The sequence below is a fragment of the Deltaproteobacteria bacterium genome, from assembly GCA_016875395.1.
Taxonomy (GTDB): Bacteria; Myxococcota_A; UBA9160; order UBA9160; family UBA6930; genus VGRF01.
The window spans coordinates 212,885-231,019 of the sequence record VGRF01000003.1; the positions used below are offsets into that span (position 1 = coordinate 212,885).

General features: G+C 70.5%; 16 protein-coding genes and 1 pseudogene. 11 read left to right on the forward strand and 6 right to left on the reverse strand.

Annotation, left to right across the window (positions count from 1 at the left end):
- The 3 genes from FJ091_04445 (at position 1) to FJ091_04455 (ending at position 2,498) form a co-directional block, all read left to right on the forward strand.
- On the forward strand, positions 1 to 1,077 hold the full coding sequence (locus tag FJ091_04445; GenBank protein ID MBM4382600.1) for an acyl-CoA/acyl-ACP dehydrogenase: 1,077 nt from the start codon (positions 1 to 3) through the stop codon (positions 1,075 to 1,077).
- 3 nt (positions 1,078 to 1,080) lie between these two features.
- Positions 1,081 to 1,857: a 3-oxoacyl-ACP reductase FabG gene (locus FJ091_04450; protein ID MBM4382601.1), complete on the forward strand. Its 777-nt coding sequence runs from the start codon at positions 1,081 to 1,083 to the stop codon at positions 1,855 to 1,857.
- 182 nt (positions 1,858 to 2,039) lie between these two features.
- Positions 2,040 to 2,498 (forward strand): GNAT family N-acetyltransferase, encoded by a 459-nt coding sequence (locus tag FJ091_04455; protein ID MBM4382602.1) that lies wholly within the window; start codon positions 2,040 to 2,042, stop codon positions 2,496 to 2,498.
- 33 nt (positions 2,499 to 2,531) lie between these two features.
- On the opposite strand, the gene FJ091_04460 is transcribed toward FJ091_04455, so the two are convergent.
- Positions 2,532 to 3,323: a tetratricopeptide repeat protein gene (locus FJ091_04460; protein MBM4382603.1), complete on the reverse strand. Its 792-nt coding sequence runs from the start codon at positions 3,321 to 3,323 to the stop codon at positions 2,532 to 2,534.
- 200 nt (positions 3,324 to 3,523) lie between these two features.
- Between FJ091_04460 and FJ091_04465 the strand changes: the two are divergent.
- Positions 3,524 to 4,291, forward strand: a pseudogene (locus FJ091_04465) (DNA alkylation repair protein).
- Positions 4,292 to 4,297: 6 nt separating this feature from the next.
- On the opposite strand, the gene FJ091_04470 reads toward FJ091_04465, so the two are convergent.
- A complete protein-coding gene (locus tag FJ091_04470; protein MBM4382604.1) occupies positions 4,298 to 5,515 on the reverse strand; it encodes an NAD(P)/FAD-dependent oxidoreductase in 1,218 nt (405 codons plus the stop codon).
- Positions 5,512 to 6,054, reverse strand: coding sequence for a nuclear transport factor 2 family protein (locus FJ091_04475; GenBank protein ID MBM4382605.1), 543 nt, complete (start codon positions 6,052 to 6,054; stop codon positions 5,512 to 5,514). The genes FJ091_04470 and FJ091_04475 overlap by 4 nt, the downstream gene beginning before the upstream one ends.
- Before the next feature lie 50 nt (positions 6,055 to 6,104).
- On the opposite strand from FJ091_04475, the gene FJ091_04480 reads away from it, so the two are divergent.
- Together FJ091_04480 and FJ091_04485 are read left to right on the forward strand one after the other, a co-directional pair.
- Entirely contained in the window at positions 6,105 to 6,476 is a 372-nt protein-coding gene (locus tag FJ091_04480; GenBank protein ID MBM4382606.1) for a VOC family protein, read from the forward strand.
- A 22-nt stretch (positions 6,477 to 6,498) separates the two neighbouring features.
- Positions 6,499 to 6,900 (forward strand): hypothetical protein, encoded by a 402-nt coding sequence (locus FJ091_04485; protein ID MBM4382607.1) that lies wholly within the window; start codon positions 6,499 to 6,501, stop codon positions 6,898 to 6,900.
- Positions 6,901 to 6,921: 21 nt separating this feature from the next.
- On the opposite strand, the gene FJ091_04490 is transcribed toward FJ091_04485, so the two are convergent.
- Genes FJ091_04490 through FJ091_04500 form a run of 3 tightly spaced genes read right to left on the reverse strand, consistent with a single transcriptional unit; the run spans position 6,922 to position 10,318 of the window.
- The gene (locus FJ091_04490; protein MBM4382608.1) at positions 6,922 to 8,571 is read right to left on the reverse strand and encodes a DHA2 family efflux MFS transporter permease subunit; all 1,650 of its coding nucleotides are present in this window, start codon (positions 8,569 to 8,571) and stop codon (positions 6,922 to 6,924) included.
- A gap of 8 nt (positions 8,572 to 8,579) precedes the next feature.
- Complete coding sequence (locus FJ091_04495; GenBank protein ID MBM4382609.1) at positions 8,580 to 9,632, reverse strand: HlyD family secretion protein; 1,053 nt, start codon at positions 9,630 to 9,632, stop codon at positions 8,580 to 8,582.
- A complete protein-coding gene (locus FJ091_04500) occupies positions 9,632 to 10,318 on the reverse strand; it encodes a TetR/AcrR family transcriptional regulator (GenBank protein ID MBM4382610.1) in 687 nt (228 codons plus the stop codon). Before FJ091_04500 ends, FJ091_04495 begins: the two co-directional genes overlap by 1 nt.
- A 186-nt stretch (positions 10,319 to 10,504) precedes the next feature.
- Between FJ091_04500 and FJ091_04505 the strand changes: the two genes are divergently transcribed.
- From FJ091_04505 to FJ091_04525, 5 genes are all read left to right on the forward strand, one after another.
- Positions 10,505 to 11,785, forward strand: coding sequence for an ACS family MFS transporter (locus FJ091_04505; protein MBM4382611.1), 1,281 nt, complete (start codon positions 10,505 to 10,507; stop codon positions 11,783 to 11,785).
- Between the two features lie 14 nt (positions 11,786 to 11,799).
- Entirely contained in the window at positions 11,800 to 13,038 is a 1,239-nt protein-coding gene (locus tag FJ091_04510) for a cytochrome P450 (GenBank protein MBM4382612.1), read from the forward strand.
- A gap of 104 nt (positions 13,039 to 13,142) precedes the next feature.
- Entirely contained in the window at positions 13,143 to 15,095 is a 1,953-nt protein-coding gene (locus FJ091_04515) for a DUF3604 domain-containing protein (protein MBM4382613.1), read from the forward strand.
- A 186-nt stretch (positions 15,096 to 15,281) separates the two neighbouring features.
- Complete coding sequence (locus tag FJ091_04520; GenBank protein ID MBM4382614.1) at positions 15,282 to 17,225, forward strand: DUF3604 domain-containing protein; 1,944 nt, start codon at positions 15,282 to 15,284, stop codon at positions 17,223 to 17,225.
- Positions 17,226 to 17,330: 105 nt separating this feature from the next.
- Positions 17,331 to 18,134, forward strand: coding sequence for a helix-turn-helix transcriptional regulator (locus FJ091_04525; protein ID MBM4382615.1), 804 nt, complete (start codon positions 17,331 to 17,333; stop codon positions 18,132 to 18,134).
- The last annotated feature ends 1 nt before the right edge of the window (position 18,135 follow it).

The window sequence follows — 18,135 nt, forward strand, 5'->3', positions numbered from 1 at the left end:
ATGCAATTCCATCTCGACGAAGACCGCGCCCTGCTCGCCCGCTCGACGCGCGAGCTGCTGGAGAAAGAGGCGCCGCTCGCGACGAATCGCCAGATCATGGAGAGCGAGGCGGGGGGCTACTCGAAGGCGCTGTTCAGGCAGCTCGGCGAGCTCGGCTACTCGAGCCTGCTGCTGAGCGAAGACGAAGGCGGCCTCGGTCCCGTCGCGTGCGTGGCGGTGCTTCAAGAGATGGGCCGCGTGGCGCTGCCCGGGCCCTTCCTCGATCTCGCGCTCGCGATCCGCGTGCTCGCGGGCAGCTCGAGCGATGCGGCGAAGAAGTGCCTCGACGCCGCGAGCAAGGGCGAGGCGCTCGTGGTGCTCGCGCGGGGCGAATCGCTCGTGACGGGCGACGTCGGCGCACCGACCACGGCGTTCGCGGGTGGTCGCGTGAAAGGGGTGAAGCGCTTCGTGCCGTTCGGCGCGCAGGCCGACGCGCTGCTGGTCGAGACGACCGGCGGCGTCGTGCTCGTGCCGAGGCCGGCGAGCGGCTGGAACGCGAAGCCGCAGCCGACCATCGACCACGCGCAGCGCTTCGCCGAGATCGCGCTCGACGACGCGGGGCACCTCGTGTGCGAGGGCCAGGCGGCGTGCAAGGCGATGGGCGAAGTCGACCGGCTCGGCGCGCTCGGGGCCTCCGCGCTCTTGTTGGGGCTGATGGAGCGCGCGCTCGAGATCACCGTCGCCTACACGATGGAGCGCCATGCGTTCGGCGCGCCGATCGCGATCAACCAAGCGCTCCAGCACCGCGCGGCCGACATGGTGCTGCAGGTGGAGAGCGGACGAGCCTCGACGTATCGCGCCGCGTTCGCCGCGGAGACGCATGCTTCCGACGCCGGCTACCTCGCGGCGGTGGCGAAGGCGTGGGCAGGCCCCGCGGCTCGCCAGGTGTGCGGCGAGGCGATTCAGATGCACGGGGGCGTCGGCTTCACCTGGGAATACGACCCGCACGTCTACTTCAAGCGCGTGAAGACGCTGGAGACGTTCTACGGCACGACGCGCTCGATGCTCGAGCACGCGCTGCAAGCGCGCGGCTGGTAGCACGTGCGCCTCGCGGACAAGCTCGCAGTTGTTACGGGCGCCGGCTCCGGGATCGGCCGCGCGATCGCGCAGGCGTTCGCGCGCGAGGGCGCGACCGTCGCGGTGGTCGACGTGCGCGAGGCGCCGGCGCGCGAGACCGTCTCGCTGCTCGCGCACGGCAAGCACGCCGCGTTCACGTGCGACGTCGCGGACGGCGCCGCGGTCGCGCGCACCTTCGACGCGATCGACGCGGCGTTCGGGCGCATCGACGTGGTCGTGAACAACGCGGGCGTCGACAAAGTGCCAGGCGACGGCATGGACAAGCTGATGGAGAACCGCGGGCTGCTCACGCCGTTCATGAGCGACGAAGCCTTCCAGCGCATGATGGCCATCAACGTGTTCGGCGTGTTCGCCTGCACGCGCGAGGGCGTGAAGCGCATGCTGCGCGACAAGCGCGGCGGCGCGGTGATCAACATGTCGAGCATCGCGGGCCTCAGCGGCCAAGGCGTCACGCACTACAGCGCGTCGAAGAGCGCAGTGCTCGGCCTCACGCGCGCGACGGCGCGCGAGCTCGGCCCGCATGGCATCCGCGTCAACGCGATCTGCCCCGGCGTGATCGACACACCGATGGCGGCCGGCGTCCCCGAGGCGGCGCTCAAGCCGCTGCTCGGCGCGACGCCACTGCGCCGCATCGGGAAGCCCGAGGACATCGCGAATGCGGCGGTGTATCTCGCGAGCGAGGAAAGCTCGTTCGTCACGGGGCAGTGGATCAGTCCGAACGGTGGCCTCGTGATGGTCTAGCGAGGTGCGCGTGTTTTCCTTGTTTACTTCGCATCGGGCTCGAAGACTCGCCCGCTGCTGCGCGCTTCGCTTGCGGCCTCGGCCGACATGCTGGGGAGGAGCGTTCGTCATCGAGCACCTCCCCACGTTTTCTTGGCGCGTCAACCATCGAGTCCTTGCAGCGAGTCCCACTCGAGCGCGGCATGAGTGATTCGCTGCCGCGCACGCGCTTGGCGTCGCTCCTCGATCTCGATGCGGTTGCGCCGCTGCTCGACGCTTACCGGCAGTTCTACGAGCAGGCGCCGGATCTGGCGGGCGCGCGGGCGTATCTCGCGGAGCGCATGGGGCGCGGCGAGTGTGTCGTGTACGTCGCGCTCGGGGCGGGCAGCGAGATCGTCGGCTTCACGCTGCTGTATCCGACGTTCACGTCCGTCGCGATGCGGCGCATCTTCGTCCTCAACGACTTGTTCGTGGCGCCCGCGGCGCGCAGCACGCGCGCGGGCGTCGCGCTGCTCGAGGCCGCGAAGGCGCACGCGCGCGCGGCCGGTGCGCTACGGCTCTCGCTGCGCACCGCGCACACCAACACGCGCGCGCAGGGCGTCTACGAGCGAAACGGCTGGGCGCTGGAGACGAAGTTCAGGCAGTACGACTTCGTGCTGTGAGACATTTCGGCCCGGCCGAAATGTCTCACTCGCTCACGACGCGTGCGCGGCTCGCCAGCTCTCGCCGATCGCCGGGCTCGGCGCCGACTTCAGCGTCGCCGGCCGCAGCGCGAGCTTCACGCCGCGGCGCTCCGGCGCGCTGTTGGCGCGGGCGAGCTGCGGGTGGTGCGCGCGCGGCGGCGGCGTGGTGACGAGCGCGCGCAGCCAGGCGAAGAAGCGCACGCTGGTGCGCTCGGTGCGCAGCTCCTCCCAGCGAATGCGCTTCACGGTGTCGGGGCGCAGCGCGAGCGCCTCGGCCAGGCTCGCGAGCGCGAGCCGCGTCTCGCCGGCTTTGCGCTCGCAGTGGGCGAGATCGAGGCGCGCGTCGAAGTCGCTCGCGTCGATCGCGAGCGCGCGCCGTAACAAGTCGGCGGCGACGCACGCGTCCTCGCGCTCGCGGTAGTGCCCGCGGCCCGTGAGCAGCGCGAGCTTCGCGTCGACGATCCTGCCGCGCGACTGCTCGAGCTCGGCGATCGAGAGCCACGCGATCGCGGTTCGCGGCATCACCTGCGCCGCCTCGCGATACACGCCGATCGCTTTGTCGGCGAAGCCCGCGCTCAGGAACTCCTGCGCTGCGGCGCGGTAGGAGTTCCACGCGCGATCGGGCTCGTTCGCCTGCGCGAACAGCGGCGCGATTCGGCGCAGCAGCTCCGGGTTCTTCGGCTCCGCGCGTAGCACCCGCTCGTAGTGCGAGATCGCCTCTTGCACGCGGCCACGGCGGCGCGCGATCGCCGCGGCGTCGAGCTCGCGCGCGCGCTCGTAAGAATCGTTTCGCTGCAAGCTCATGACACGCCTCCTCGCGAGATCCCGGGATGCATCGACACGAGCGCGCGGCGTGCGCGTGACTCGCTTCACCGCGCGCGCGGTGACGTGCGTCGCAACGCGGTCCCGCATTGCGTACGCGCTGCGTGCTGGAGGAAGCTGCGGCGATGCCCGCCGCGAAACGCGCTCCGACCGACCGCCGCGGCGCCGCCTCGCGCGCGGCGATTCCCGCTGCCGTGCTCCGCGCGCTGAACGCCGGCGAGATCGAGACGAAGAGCCTCGCCCTGGGGCTCGCGATCGACTTCGCGACGCTCGCCGGGAGCACGCTGCCCGAGATCCTCGGTGCGGGCGCCGCGCGCGTCCTCGACGCGGCGCGCGCGGGCGCGAAGCAGAAGCTCGGCTTCGCGGAGCGAACGCGCGCGATGGGCGCCACGATCGCCGAGCAGTTAGGGACCGGCGCCGCGCGCGCGAAGCGAGTCGAGGCGCTCGCGTTGCATCGCTCCGACACCGTGCGCGGCTGGTGCGCGTAAGCGCTCGCGGGCGAGCGCGGCCTCGCTCTCGAAGAGCGCATCGCACGCATGCGCCGCTTCGCGAGCGACGCGCACTTCGGTGTACGCGAATTCGCCTGGCTCGCGGTGCGGCCAGCCATCGCCGCCGACACCTTGCGCGCGATCGAGGTGCTCGAGCCCTACACGCGCGAGCGCGATGCAAGCCTGCGCCGCTTCGCGAGCGAGGCGACGCGCCCGCGCGGCGTGTGGTGCCCCCACATCGCGCTGCTGCGGCGCGAGCCCGAGCGCGGACTCGTGCTGCTCGAGCCGCTGCGCAGCGACCCCGAGAAGTACGTGCGCGACTCCGTCGCGAACTGGCTCAACGACGCCGCGAAGGATCTGCCCGCGTTCGTGCGCGGCGTGTGCGCGCGCTGGCAGCGCGAGTCAAAGACGCCGGAGACCGCCTACGTGGTGAAGCGCGCGCTGCGGAGCATCGGGGCTTGAGGCGCGTCAGCTGGCGATCACGTCCGCCATGCGATCCGCTACCTCGAAGCCCCAGAGGCCGAGGCTGAGTCCGCCGTTCGCGTTCGTGTCGAAGCCGGGGAAGAAGAGCGCCGGGTCGACCGTCGACGCGCAGCGGCCATCGGTGATCGGGTAGACGAGCCCGGTCTCCGGGCGGCGCGCGAGGTAGCGCGCGGGCTCCGCGATGAGCTCGTCGAGCGCGGGCACGAAGCCGGTGCCGAGAATCACCGCGTCGTAGCGCTCTTCTCGCGCGCCGAGCTGCGCTCCGGTCTCGGTGAGCGTCGCGAGCGGGCGCTCATTGCCGTTGACAAGTTCGATGCGTCCTTTGCGGATCGCGGCGAGCGTGCCATGGTCGAACCACGGGATGCGCGCGTGGCGGTACATCTCCTCGGCAGGGCCGCGCGGCGGTCGCGCGAGGCCGATGTCGCTCGCGTCGAGCGCGCACTTGCGCATCGCGCCGTCGCGCTTCGCGATCTCGGCGGCGAAGCCGGCGTCGACGCGCGAGATGCGGTGCGACTCCGCGAGCTTCGCCGGCGTGAAGGCGAGGCCCGCGAGCCGCGCGACGCGCGCGAGCGCGACCATGCGCGCCACCGAGATCACCCAGCGCGGCGCGCGGATGAAGAGCGCCACGTGTGCAGCGCCGCCGTTCGCGAGGTCGAGCGCGATCTCCGAGCCCGAGCAGCCGCTGCCCAACACCAGCACGCGCTTGCCCACGAAGCGCGCGGGGTTCCGGTAGTGCTTGCTGTGCAGCAGCTCGCCGCGAAACACGTCCTCGCCGCCGAGCGCCGGCACCAGCGGCTTGCGGTTGCCCGCGGTCGCCACCGCGAGCGTGCGCGCGCGAAACACGCCGCTCGTCGCCTCGACGCGCCACGCCTCGCCCTCGCGTGCGACGCACGTCACGCGCTCGCCGAAGCGCGCGCGCTCGTACACGCCGTGGCGGCGCGCATACGCCTCGAAGTACGCGACGAGCTCGTCGCGGCTCAGTAGCGGCCCGTACCTCGCGCGCTCGCCGCCGTCGTCGGGCAAGTCGTGAAACGCGGAGTGCAGGCGAATGCGGTCGTAGTTCGTGCGCCAGAACTCGCCGACGCCCGCGCCCTGCTCCAGCAGCGCGAACCTCTCGACGCCGCGCTGCCGCAGCCGCGCCGCGGCCGAGAGACCTGCGAAGCCGGCGCCGATCACGAGCGCGTCGAGCACCTCGTCACTCATCGCTTCTTGCTCGCCCGCGCGCGCCTGCGACGCGGCTTCGCGCGCAGCTCCGCCAGCATCGCGTACACGACGTCGCTGCGATCGCGCGCGCCGCGCACATGGCCCTGCGCGATCGGGAAGCGCCCCGCCTCGTCGTCGACGCGCGACCACTCCGTGACGCACACGCGCTTCGCGATCTTCCACGCGCCGCGTCGCTTCTCGAAGCGATCCACGTAGCGCACACCCACGATCAGGTTGAGGCTCGGCTTCGCCTCCGCGCTGCGGTGAAACGCGAGCGCGTACGCCTCGGACACCGCGGCGTTCCCGTTCACCTCGATCAACACGTTGCCGAGGAAGTGCATCGTGGATTCGAAGCGCGCGAGCAGCGTCCCTACCCAGGCGACGAACTCGTCGCGCGTGCCGTGAAAGCCGCCGTGCGAGTCGGTCGCACCCGGCCAATAACAGGCGCGGACCGCCTCCAGATCGAGGCGATCGATGCCGCGGCAGTAGCGCGCGAGGACGGCGGAGATGGCGGCGTGCGCGGACTCGGAGCGGGGCATGGCGAGGCGACGCTAACGCGCGCCGACCGCCGCGTGGCATAGTGGCGCGTATGCCGCTCGGCTCGATCACGCCGATTCTTCGCATCTTCGACGAAGAGAAGGCGATCGATTTCTACGTCGCGTACCTCGGCTTCACGATCGATTGGCGACACCGCTTCTCCGACGACCATCCGCTCTACGTGCAGGCCTCGCGCGATGGCTGCGTGATCCACCTCTCCGAGCACCACGGCGATGCAACCCCTGGCGCGGCGATTCGAATTCGCACCGACGCGCTCGACGCGTTTCGCGCGGAGCTGAAGGGCCGCAGATCGCGCTTCGTGAAACCGAGCATCAAGACCGCGCCGTGGGGCGAGCGCTCGATGTCGTTCGCCGACCCGTTCGGCAACAGGCTGACGTTCTTCGAGCCGCGCGCGGCCACCTGAACCCTCCCGAGAGGAGCTCACGATGAAGGTCGTCCGAGTCATCGCGATCGTTCTCGTCGTCTACGTCGCCATCGTCGCGATCTTCGAGTCGCTGATCGGCTACTTGCAGCCCGCCGGCGACGGCACGCTCGTGATCACGACATTCGACGCGGACGGCGCGGCGCACGATCGCGTCGTCTCGAAGCTCGACGTCGACGGCGCGCTCTACGTCGCTGCGAATCACTGGCCGCGCGCGTGGTACTCGCGGGCGCTCGCGAAGCCCGAGGTCGAGGCGACGATCGACGGCGAGAAGCGCGCCTACTCCGCAGTCCCGGTGACGGGCGCCGAGCACGACCACGTGAACACGCAGAAGGCGCTCGGCCTCGTGTTCCGCGTGCTAACGGGTTTTCCGCCGCGGTACTTCTTGCGGCTCGATCCGCGGTAGGCGCGGGCGCCGTCGACCCTATCAGTGATCCATCCCCGTGGACGTGGCCGCGCTAGCGCCGCCGCCGAGATTCTTCAGATCGAGCGCGCGGCTCTTGAAGAGCCACACGAACGGCAGCAGCGCGCCCACGACGAAGATCACGAAGAAGTAGGAATCGCGGAACGCGAGCACGGTGGCTTCGCGCTCTAGCAAGCTGCTCATCAGCTTGTACGCGCCATCGAGCGCTGCCGCGGGATCGAGGCCGCGCGCTGCGAGACCGGCCTGCAGCGCCTGCACGCGCTGCCAAGTCACGGGATTCAGCGCGCTCACGTTTTCGGCGAGGTGCGCGAAGTGCACGTCGGCGCGGTGATCGAGCAGCGTCGCGAGGATCGCGATGCCGATCGACCCGCCGGTTTGCCGGAAGAGGTTGTAGAGCGCGGCGCCTTGCATCACGTCGGCGGGCGGCAAGTAACGCATCGCCACGAGCGAGAGCGGCGCGAACAACAAGCCGAGCCCGATGCCGCGCCCGATCTGCGGCCACCACAGATCGAAGCCGTTCGACTGCGCGTCCCACTGGCTCATGCCCCACAGCGAGGGCAAGAACACGAACATTCCCGCAGCGATCATCGGGAATGGGCCCGTGCGCATCACGGCCCGACCGGCGAACGGCATGAGGATCGCGGTGGTGATCGTCGAGGGCAGCACGTTGATGCCGCTCTTCCAAGAGGTCCAGCCGAGGATGCCCTGCGTGAAGATCGGGAACAGGAAGATGCTGCCGTAGAGCGCGACGCCGAACGCCGCTCCGTAGATGCAGCCGAGCAGCAGCGGCTTGTTGCGAAGTACGCGCAAGTCGACCACCGGATGCAGCGTGCGCAGCTCGTGCGCGACGAACCAGATCAGGGAGATACACGCGATGGCCGCCGTGGCGCAGATCGTGTTGTCCGCGAACCAGTCGAAGTGATTGCCGCGCTCGATCGTGTACTGGAGCGTGCCGATGCCGACGATCAAGAGCGCGATGCCGAGCCAGTCGATGTCGCTTTGCTTGCGCGCGTGCTTGTACGTCGGGAGATAGTTGTAGATGAGGAACGCGGCGAGCAGGCCGAGGGGAATGTTCACCCAGAAGATCCACGGCCAAGAAAAGTTGTCCGTGAGCCAGCCGCCGAGCGTCGGGCCGAGGCTCGGTCCCAGCGTCGCGCCGACGCCGAAGATCGCTTGACCCGTGCCCTGTCGCTGCGGCGGGAAGATCTCGACCATCAGCGCCTGCCCCGACGAGAGCAGCGCGCCGCCGCCGATGCCTTGCAGCGTGCGGAAGAGCACGAGCTGCCAAAGCGTCGAGGCGAGGCCGCAAGCCGCGGACGCGGCGGTGAACAACAAGATCGAGAACGTGAGATAGCGGCGGCGCCCGAAGCGCGACGCGAACCAGCTCGTCATCGGAATGATCGTGACGTTGGCGATGATGTACGACGTCACGATCCAGCTCGCTTCGTCCACCGTCGCGCCGAGGTTCGACATCATGTCGGGCAGCGCGACGTTCACGATGCTCGTGTCGATCAGCTCGAGCAGCACGGCGAGCATCACGCCCACGAGCAGTGCGATCGCGGCGGGGCTGAGCCTCCCCTCCCGCGCCGCGGCGAGCGCCGCATCGCCGCGCGAGCGCGCGGCGTCCTGAGAGCTCGCGACGCCGTTCGCCATTGCGGTTGTTATTGCGGCCGCACGCGTGCGACGACCGAGAGCCCGACGGGCAGCGCGGTGGGGTCTTCGCCCGCAGCGCTTTCTCCGCTCACCGCGTCGAGCGCGATCTTCACGGGCACGCGCTGCACCACCTTCGTGAAGTTGCCCGTCGCGTTGTCGGGCGGGAGCAGCGCGTACTTCGCGCCCGTCGCGGGCGAGATCGACTCGATGTGGCCGCGCCAAGCGCGGTCCGGGAACGCGTCGACCGCGATCTCGACGGGATCGCCCGGCTTCATCGCGCCGATCTGGGTCTCCTTGAAATTGGCGACGACCCAGTTGCCGCTCGTCGCCACGATCGTGAGCAGCGGCTGACCCGGCTGCACGGTCGCGCCGAGCTCGGCGCTCTTCTTGCCCACGCGCCCGCCGAAGGGCGCGCGAATCGTCGTATACGAAAGCGCGAGCTCTGCCTCGCGCAGCGCTGCCTCGGCCTGCTTCACCGGCGCGCTGCTGCCGAGCATCGCGCGCTCCGCATCCTCGCGGCGCTGGGCGGCGCGCAGCTCGGCAACCGCGGCGTCGCGCGTCGCGACCGCGGCATCGAGCGCGTGCGCACTCGCTGCACCGCGCGCCGCGAGCTCGCGCGCGCGCACCAGCTCCTGCTCGCCGTGCTGGAGGCGCGCCTGCGCGCCGCGCACCTGCGCCGCGGCGGCCTCGGATGCCGCACCCGTGTGCGCGATCGAGTTGCGCGCCAGCTCGAGGTTCGCCTGGGCGAGCGCGACGCGCGCTTCGTGATCGGCGGGGTCGATGCGCACGAGCACGTCGCCCGCGCTCACGAGCTGGTTTTCCCCCACGAGCACCTCGACGACTTGCCCCGGGACACGCGGCGAGACGTACACGAGGTGGCCCTCGACGAACGCGTCGTCGGTCGACTCGGTGCCCCAGATCGCGCGCAGCTCGTGCAGGCCGTAGTAACCGGCGCCCGCGAGCGCGGCGAGCACGACCCCGATGCGCGCAATGCGCGCTGCGCTCCAGCGCACGGCCGCCTCCTTCACTTCGCTCTCGGTGCCCACCACTTCCGCTGCCATCAGCGCATCCTCCGCAGAGCGCGCCGCCGTTTCGCGGCCTTGCCCGCTCGCTCGTCGCGGCGCATGCCGCGCAAGAAGATCGTCACGAACGCCTCTGCCACTTCGGAGTTCGTCTGCGGGTACTCGGTGTGTTGCCCGAAGATCTCCCGCACGATCAGGTGATCGACGACCATGCCCACGAACGCGCGCGCGGCGAGCACGGGATCGACGTCGCGAAACGCGCCGCTCTTCGCGCGCTGCTCGATGTAGTTCGCGAGAAACGCGCGCAGCGGGCGCACGCGCTTCTCCTGAAACGGCCGCGCGAGCTGGTGACCCTCGAGCGCGGAGAAGAGCATCAGGCGCAGGAACGTCGGATCGCGCTCGACCATCTCGAGAAGCGCGTGCGCGAGGCCGCCGAACACCGCGATGTCGTCGCCCGCGCGCGCAGATTCCTCGAAGCGCGAGAAGAGATCTTCGGAAGCGAGGCGCTCCTCGAGGATCGCCGTGTAGATCGCCTCCTTGCTCGGGAAGTAGCGGTAGAGCGCGGCCTCGGTGATGCCGATCTCGCGCGCGATGTCGCGCGTGGTCGCGCCGACGAAGCCGTGCGTCGAGAACACGCGCGCCGCGATGGCGAGGATGTCGGCGCGCCGCACGTCGGCGGGCATGCGGGCGGGACGCGGCGGCGCGCGCTTGCGACGGGGAGGCATGAGGCCAAGTTAGCGAGCGTTAACTAACGGCTGCATCCGGCCCGAAACGGGACTTGCGACTCCGGCCGCGGACGGTGTTCGCCGCGTTTCACGCGCGCGCACCAGAGCGAAGCAAGCGAGACCCGGCATAGACTCGGCGCTTCCACTTCGCGGGCGCTCGTGCGCGCGCACGAAGGAGCGCCCGCGATGACCGTCGCCACCGCGTCCGAAGCGCCGCGCACGCTGCAGCGCACGCTCCTGATCGCGCTCTGCTTCGCGGCGGTGTTCATCTGTTACGTCGATCGCGTGAACATCTCGCTCGCGATCGGCGCGATGGCGCAGGAGTTCGGCTGGGACAAGACGACGAGCGGCTGGGTGATGTCGTCGTTCTTCATCGGATACTTGCTCACGCAAGTGCCCGGCGGCTGGCTTGCTGGGAAGTTCGGCGGCAAGTGGGTGCTCGCGGGCGGCGTGCTGCTCTGGTCGCTGTTCACCGCGCTCACACCGCCCGCGGCGTTCGCCGGCTTCAGCGTTCTGATCGCGGCGCGCATCGTGATGGGCATGGGCGAAGGCGTGACGTTCCCCGCGATCTACGCGCTCTTCTCGCGCTGGGTGCCGGCGGCGCGGCGTTCGCGCGCGGTGGGCCTCGTGTTCAGCGCGATTCCGCTCGGCACGGTGTTCACGCAGATCTCGACGCCCATACTCGTGACGGCGCATGGGTGGCCATGGGCTTTCTATGCGTTCTCGACGCTCGGGCTCTTGTGGTGGGCGTTCTGGCATCCGCTCACCGCCTCGGGGCCCGAGCTGCACCCGCGCGTGAGCGAGGCGGAGCTGCGCGAGATGCGCGCGGAGGCGGGCGGGACGGCCGCCCCTGCGGCGCCGCCGATGGGGAAGCTGCTGAGCAGCACCGCGGTGTGGGCGATCGTGGTCGGCCACTTCTGTAACAACTGGGGCGGCTACGTGATGCTCTCGTGGTCGCCGACGTACTTCCATGAGCGGCTCGGCGTCGATCTTCACGATGTCGGCTACTACGTGATGCTGCCGTCGCTCGTGTCGTTCGTGTGCCTCAATCTCGCGGGCCAGCTCGGCGACCGCATGATCGCGAGCGGGATGACGACGCAGCGCGTGCGCAAGCTGATGCAAGGCGTCGGCTTCGGCGGCTCCGCGGTCACGCTGCTCACGCTCACCGTGGTCGAGAGCGCGCCGGTCGCGGTCGTCGTGATGTGCCTCAGCAGCGTGCTCGGCGGCGCCGCGAGCGCGGGCTTCGGCAGCAACCACCTCGACATCGCGCCGCGCCACGCCGGCGCACTCATGGGTCTCAGCAACACCGCGGGCACGATCCCCGGCGTCGTCGGCGTCGTGCTGAGCGGCTGGATCGTGGACGTGACCGGCTCGTGGTCGATGGTCTTCTACGTCGCCGCCGCGGTGAAGGTCTTCGGCCTCGTGTTCTTCCTCGCGTTCGCGAAGGGCGAGAAGATCTTCGACTAGAGAGGAACGCGCCGATGCTCTCCGCCGCCTCCGTAACGACTGCCGACCTGATGGATCCCGACGCATTCGTCTCGCGCGGCTATCCGCACGAGGCGTGGGCGGCGCTTCGGCGCGAGCAGCCCGTGAAGTGGTTCGCGTTCGAGGGCAGCGAGCGGCCGGGTTTCTGGGCGATCACGAAGCGCGCCGACATCGTGGCGATCTCGAAGGAGCCCGAGCGCTTCCTGATCGCGCCGCGCACTGCGATCTTCGCGGAGAGCGTGCCGTCGAGTGAGCGCACGATTCAGTCGCGGCATCTGCTCACGATGGATCCGCCGGACCACGCGGCGTACCGCAAGCTCGCGAGCGCGTGGTTCACGCCGCGTGCGATCGAGGCGCGCCGGCCGGGCATCGCGAAGCTCGCGAACGAGCTGCTGGATGCGCTGCCGCGCGTCGGCGAGTTCGACTTCGTCGGCGACTTCGCAGCGCCGCTCACGTTGTCCGTGCTCGCCGACATGCTCGGCGTGCCGCGCGAGGACTGGCCGCGGCTGTTCGACTGGACGAACCGGCTGATCGGCTCGACCGACCCCGAGTTCCAGGGCGGCGACGCGCGGCTCTCCGACGAGCGCGCGATCCGCGAGCTGTTCGCCTACTTCAGCGAGCTCGCCAAGGAGCGCGCGAAGCACCCGGGCACGGACCTCGCGAGCGTGCTCGTGGCCGCGCGCATCGAGGGCGCGCCGCTACCCGGGAACGACCTGCTCTCGTACTTCCAGCTGCTCGTCGCCGCGGGCAACGAGACGACGCGCAACGCGGCGAGCGGCGGCCTCGTCGCGCTGATCGAGAACCCGCGCGAGCTCGCGAAGCTGCGCGCGAACCCGCAGCTCGTGAACGCCGCGGTGGAGGAGATCGTGCGCTGGACGACCCCGGTGCTGCAGTTCTGCCGCACGCCCGTCGCCGACTTCGAGCTGCGCGGCCAGAAGATCCGCGCGGGCGAGTCGATGTGCCTGTTCTACGCGAGCGCGAATCGCGACGAGGACGTATTCGATGCGCCGCACGAGTTCCGCGTCGACCGCGACCCGAACCCGCACCTCGGCTTCGGCATTGGCGAGCACTTCTGCCTCGGCGCGAGCCTCGCGCGCCTCGAGCTGCGCGTGATCTTCGCCGAGGTGGCGCGCCGCTTCGCGCAGCTGGAGCTCGCGGCGCCGCCCGCGCGCATGCGCAGCAGCTTCATCGGCGGCGTGAAGCGCCTGCGCGTGGCCTACCGCCTGGCGGGCTGAGGCGGTCGTTTCGGCCGGGCCAAAATGACCGCCGATCAAATTGGCCCGGCCGGAATGATCGGCCGCCGCGATGCGATACGTTGCGCTCCTCTACCGAGGCGCCCATGCACAGCGCTCGACTCGCGCAGTCCCTCATCACTCTCGCGCTGCTCGCGCTCGCAGCGCCCGCGCTCGCGGCGGAGCCCGCGTTCACGCGCAGCGAGGAGCGTGCGGACTGCGCGGCGAGCGATCCGCTGCGCCGGCCGTTCTTCGGCGACACGCACGTGCACACGGGCTTCTCGCTCGACGCGAACCTCGGCGGCACGCGCAACACGCCGCGCGACGCGTATCGCTTCGCGCGCGGCGAAGAGGTCGGGCTGCAGCCGTACGATGCGAATGGGAACGCGCTGCGCCGCGCGCGCATCGACCGCCCGCTCGACTGGACCGTCGTGTCGGATCACGCCGAGACGCTCGCAGAAGTGCGCATCTGCACGGACGAGAGCGCGCCCGGCCACGACTCCGACGCCTGCTGGATCTACAACAATCCGAACGTGCGCCCGTTCGCGGCCGGGATCTTCCTGGTTCGCCTCGTACCCGGCCGCGAGCGCTTTCACGACATGTGCGGCGCGGGCGACACCCGTTGCATCGAGCAGGCGGGCGTGGTGTGGCGCGAGATTCAGGCCGCCGCGGACGAGGCCTACGACCGCAGCCCCGCGTGCAAGTTCTCGAGCTTCGTCGGCTATGAGTGGACGGGAACGATCGGCGCGGGCGGCAATCTCCACCACAACGTGGTGTTCCGGAACGACAAGGTGCCGGCGCTCCCGATCAGCTTCATCGAGACGAGCTCCCCGATGCGGCTCTGGCAGGAGCTGCAGAAGCAGTGCGTCGAAGGCAAGCCCGGCTGCGACGCGGTGACGATTCCGCACAACTCGAACCTCTCGGGCCCCGGTTACATGTTCGAGTCGGCGCGCATCACGGGCCCCGAAGGCGTGGGTACCGCGATCGATCTCGAAGAGGCGCGCTGGCGCCAGCGCTGGACGCCGCTGATCGAGATCGCGCAGCACAAGGGCGACAGCGAGTGCTTGTTAGGGGGCGACACGACCGACGAGGCGTGCGGCTTCGAGAAGCTCTCGTACAACTCCTTCTCCGGCGCGTCGCGCTTCCGCGGGCTCGACATGACCAGCGACCTCACGCCCACGCAGAAGTCGACGGTGCGCCGCGCGCTGAAGAAGGGCCTCGCCGAGCACGGCAAGCTCGGCGTGAATCCGATGAAGTACGGGATCATCGGCAGCACCGACACGCACCTCGGCACGCCCGGCATGACGGACGAAGCGTCGAGCAAAGGCCACGGCGGCGCGGGGCGCATGGGCGAAGTCGCAGGCTTTCCCGACGACCCCGAGTTCAATCCCGGCGGCCTCGCCGTGCTGTGGGCCGAGGAGAACTCGCGCGACTCGCTGTTCGCGGCGATGCAGCGGCGCGAGGCCTACGGCACGAGCGGCACGCGGCCGGTGGTGCGCTTCTTCGGCGGCTGGGGTTACGGCGCGGAGATGTGCAGCGATCCGGAGCTCGTCGTGAAGGGTTATCAGGGCGGCGTGCCGATGGGCGGCGATCTTCCCGCGAAGCCGCGGGGCGCGAAGGCGCCGACGTTCGTGGTGAGCGCGCTGCAAGACCCCGGTACGGCGCAGAAGGCAGGCACACCGCTGCAGCGCGTGCAGATCGTGAAGGGCTGGGTGGACCGCAAGGGCGAAGTGCACGAGCGCGTGATGGACGTCGCGGGCGGCGACAACGGCGCCAGCGTCGACCTAACAACCTGCCAGCCGCGCGGCGAGGGGGCGAAGCAGTTGTGCAGCGTGTGGAGCGACCCGAGCTTCGACGCGAAGCAGCGCGCGTTCTACTACGCGCGCGTGCTCGAGAACCCGACCTGCCGCTGGAGCCAGCACGTGTGCAACGCCAACGCGGTGAACTGCGCGGACCCGAAGAGCGTGCCGCCGGGCCTCGCCGCCTGCTGCGACGGCTCGCTGCAGCCGACCGTGCAGGAGCGCGCGTGGACGAGCCCGATCTGGTTCTCCCCGCGCTGAGGGCCGCGGCATCCCGGCTGGCTGCGTCGCGGCCGGCTCGACGGATGACGCGATACGCCTTCGCCGGCCGCTCCTTGCCATCCGGGCGCCGCGACCCTCAGCGCACGTGGCGCACTTTGAGTCGGTTCTGGGCGCGCCGCGGTGTGTGCGCTCGCGATACGGTGCGCCTCCTCGGAGGCCACCGCGATGCATCTCGTTCGGCTCGCGTCCCTGCTCTCTCTCGCGCTGCTCTGCCTCGCGCACGCGGCGTTCGCGGCGGACCCGCCCTTCGCGCGCACCGAAGAGCGCGCGGCGTGCTCGGCGCACGACGCGCTGCGCCGGCCGTTCTTCGGCGACACGCACGTTCACACGGCGTACTCCTTCGATGCGAACCTCGGCGGCACGCGGAACACGCCGCGCGACGCGTATCGCTTCGCGAAGGGTGAGCCGCTCGGGCTGCAGCCCTACGACGCGAGCGGGAAGGCGCTGCGTACTGCGCAGCTCTCGCGCCCGCTCGACTGGACGGTCGTTACGGACCACAGCGAGACGCTCGGCGAGGTGCGCATCTGCCGCGATCCGAGCGTGCCCGGCCACGACTCGGACGTGTGCTGGATCTACCGGAACCTGGGCGCCGGCGCGCTCGGACCGGTGGCGATGCGCGTGATGACGCAGCGCGAGCACTACCCGCAGATGTGCGGTGAGGGCGACAAGCGCTGCCTCGACGCCGCCGCGCTCGCGTGGCGCGACATCCAGAGCGCTGCGGAGGAGGCCTACGACCGCAGCCCCGCCTGCACGTTCACGAGCTTCGTCGGCTACGAGTGGACCGCGAGCTTCTCGCTCGGCGCGAACATGCACCACAACGTGATCTTCCGGAACGCGAGCGTGCCCGCGCTGCCGATCAGCTACGTGGAGACCGCCTCGCTCTACGAGCTGTTCACGCGCTTGCAGAAGGACTGCATCGAAGGCACGCCTGGCTGCGACGCGCTCACGATCCCGCACAACTCGAACATGTCGGGCCCGGGTCTGATCTTCGAATCGGCGCGAATCGCAAAGCGCGAGGAGGCGGGCGCGAGCGTGACGCGCGAAGAGGCCTCGCTGCGCCAGCGCTGGTCGCCGCTCGCCGAGATCTCGCAGCACAAGGGCGACAGCGAGTGCTTGTTAGGGGGCGACACGACGGACGAGGCCTGCGGCTACGAGAAGCTCCCGTACAACAGCTTCTCCGGCGTGACGCGCTTCGCGGCGCTGAATCCGCCGAGCGACCAGACGCCGAGCCGGAGCGGGATGGTGCGCGAGGCGCTAAAGAAAGGCGTCGCGCTGCAGCGCGAGCTCGGCGTGAACCCGCTGAAGTACGGGATCGTCGCGAGCACCGACACGCATCTCGGCACGCCCGGACTCACCGAGGAGGATCAGCCGCGCGGCCATGGCGGCGCGGGCGTGATGGGCGCGACGACCGGGTTGCCCGACGACATCGAGTACCACCCCGGCGGCCTCGCCGTGCTGTGGGCCGAGGAGAACTCGCGCGACGCGCTGTTCGCGGCGATGCAGCGGCGCGAGGCGTACGGCACGAGCGGCACGCGGCCGGTCGTGCGCTTCTTCGGCGGCTGGGGCTACCGCGCGGAGATGTGCAGCGACCCCGAGCTCGTCGCGAAGGGTTATCAGGGCGGCGTGCCGATGGGCGGCGATCTCCCTGCGAAGCCGCGCGCAGCGAAGTCGCCGACTTTCGTGGTGAGCGCGCTGCAAGACCCGGGCGTCCCTAACAAGCCGGGCACGCCGCTGCAGCGCGTGCAGATCGTGAAGGGCTGGGTCGACGCGAAGGGCGCCGTCCACGAGCGCGTGGTCGACGTCGCGGGCGGCGACAACGGCGCGAGCGTCGACCTCGATACCTGCGAGCCGCGCGGCGAGGGCGCGAAGCAGCTGTGCAGCGTGTGGCGCGACCCCGACTTCGACGCGAGGCAGGGCGCGTTCTACTACGCGCGCGTGCTCGAGAACCCGACCTGCCGCTGGAGCCACCGCATCTGCCGCGACGCGAAGCTCGACTGCAGCGCGCCGCACCTCGTTCCCGCCAACCTCGTTGGCTGCTGCAGCGACTTGGCGAAGCCGACCGTGCAGGAGCGCGCGTGGACGAGCCCGATCTGGTACGAGCCGCGCTGAGCTTCGCGGCAACCCCGCTGGCTGCGTCGCGGCCGGCTCTTCCCTCGCGCGTAATTGCCGCCCTTCCCTCCCGCGTCATCCTCCTCTCGCGCGCGGGAGCCCCACATGAGCGACGCCGGCCTTTCTCCGTTCGGGCGAGTCTTGCGGCGCTGGCGCGGCGCGCGCGGAATGAGCCAACTCGCGCTCGCAACGGAGGCCGCGACTTCGACGCGGCACCTCTCGTTCCTCGAGACGGGGCGCGCGCAGCCGAGCCGCGAGATGGTGCTGCGCCTCGCGAACGCGCTCGACGTGCCGCTGCGCGAGCGCAACGCGCTGCTCGCCGCCGCGGGCTTCGCGGCGCTCTATCGCGAGAGCGCGCTCGACGCGCCGGCGATGAGCGCGCTCTCGCGCATGATCGACTTCACGCTCGCGCGCTTCGAGCCGTTCCCCGCGTTCCTCGTGGACCGCTGCTTTCGAATGCTGCGCGCCAACGCGGCGGCGGCGAAGACGCTCGCGGGCTTCGCGAGCGCGGCCCCCGTCTGGCGCGAGCAGCCGCCCAACATCTTGAAGCTCACGCTGCACCCGGACGCGCTCGCGCCGCACATCGTGAACTTTCACGAAGTCGCGGCCGCGATGCTGACGCGCCTCGAGCGCGCCGTGACTTCTTCCGGCGGCGATCCCGAGCTCGCCGCACTCGAGCGCGAGCTGCGCGCGCTGCCCGGCATGCCCGACGCGAGCGGCTTCCCCGCAGCGATCGAGCCAGTGATGCCGCTGCATCTGAAACGCGGCGAGCTCGAGGTGCGCCTGTTCACGATGCTCTCGCAGGTCGGCGGCGCGCAGGACGTGACCGCCTCCGAGCTGCACATCGAGACGCTGATGCCAGCCGACGCAGCGAGTGAAGCCGTGCTGCGAGCACTCGCGGAGAGCTAAG

What these genes read in the sequence shown, in the direction of transcription:
- FJ091_04445 (MBM4382600.1), top strand. Translation starts at nt 1, where the DNA reads ATGCAATTCCATCTCGACGAAGACCGCGCCCTGCTCGCCCGCTCGACG.
- FJ091_04455 (MBM4382602.1), top strand. Translation starts at nt 2,040, where the DNA reads ATGAGTGATTCGCTGCCGCGCACGCGCTTGGCGTCGCTCCTCGATCTC.
- FJ091_04460 (MBM4382603.1), bottom strand. Translation starts at nt 3,323, where the DNA reads ATGAGCTTGCAGCGAAACGATTCTTACGAGCGCGCGCGCGAGCTCGAC.
- FJ091_04470 (MBM4382604.1), bottom strand. Translation starts at nt 5,515, where the DNA reads ATGAGTGACGAGGTGCTCGACGCGCTCGTGATCGGCGCCGGCTTCGCA.
- FJ091_04475 (MBM4382605.1), bottom strand. Translation starts at nt 6,054, where the DNA reads ATGCCCCGCTCCGAGTCCGCGCACGCCGCCATCTCCGCCGTCCTCGCG.
- FJ091_04480 (MBM4382606.1), top strand. Translation starts at nt 6,105, where the DNA reads ATGCCGCTCGGCTCGATCACGCCGATTCTTCGCATCTTCGACGAAGAG.
- FJ091_04485 (MBM4382607.1), top strand. Translation starts at nt 6,499, where the DNA reads ATGAAGGTCGTCCGAGTCATCGCGATCGTTCTCGTCGTCTACGTCGCC.
- FJ091_04490 (MBM4382608.1), bottom strand. Translation starts at nt 8,571, where the DNA reads ATGGCGAACGGCGTCGCGAGCTCTCAGGACGCCGCGCGCTCGCGCGGC.
- FJ091_04495 (MBM4382609.1), bottom strand. Translation starts at nt 9,632, where the DNA reads ATGGCAGCGGAAGTGGTGGGCACCGAGAGCGAAGTGAAGGAGGCGGCC.
- FJ091_04500 (MBM4382610.1), bottom strand. Translation starts at nt 10,318, where the DNA reads ATGCCTCCCCGTCGCAAGCGCGCGCCGCCGCGTCCCGCCCGCATGCCC.
- FJ091_04505 (MBM4382611.1), top strand. Translation starts at nt 10,505, where the DNA reads ATGACCGTCGCCACCGCGTCCGAAGCGCCGCGCACGCTGCAGCGCACG.
- FJ091_04510 (MBM4382612.1), top strand. Translation starts at nt 11,800, where the DNA reads ATGCTCTCCGCCGCCTCCGTAACGACTGCCGACCTGATGGATCCCGAC.
- FJ091_04515 (MBM4382613.1), top strand. Translation starts at nt 13,143, where the DNA reads ATGCACAGCGCTCGACTCGCGCAGTCCCTCATCACTCTCGCGCTGCTC.
- FJ091_04520 (MBM4382614.1), top strand. Translation starts at nt 15,282, where the DNA reads ATGCATCTCGTTCGGCTCGCGTCCCTGCTCTCTCTCGCGCTGCTCTGC.
- FJ091_04525 (MBM4382615.1), top strand. Translation starts at nt 17,331, where the DNA reads ATGAGCGACGCCGGCCTTTCTCCGTTCGGGCGAGTCTTGCGGCGCTGG.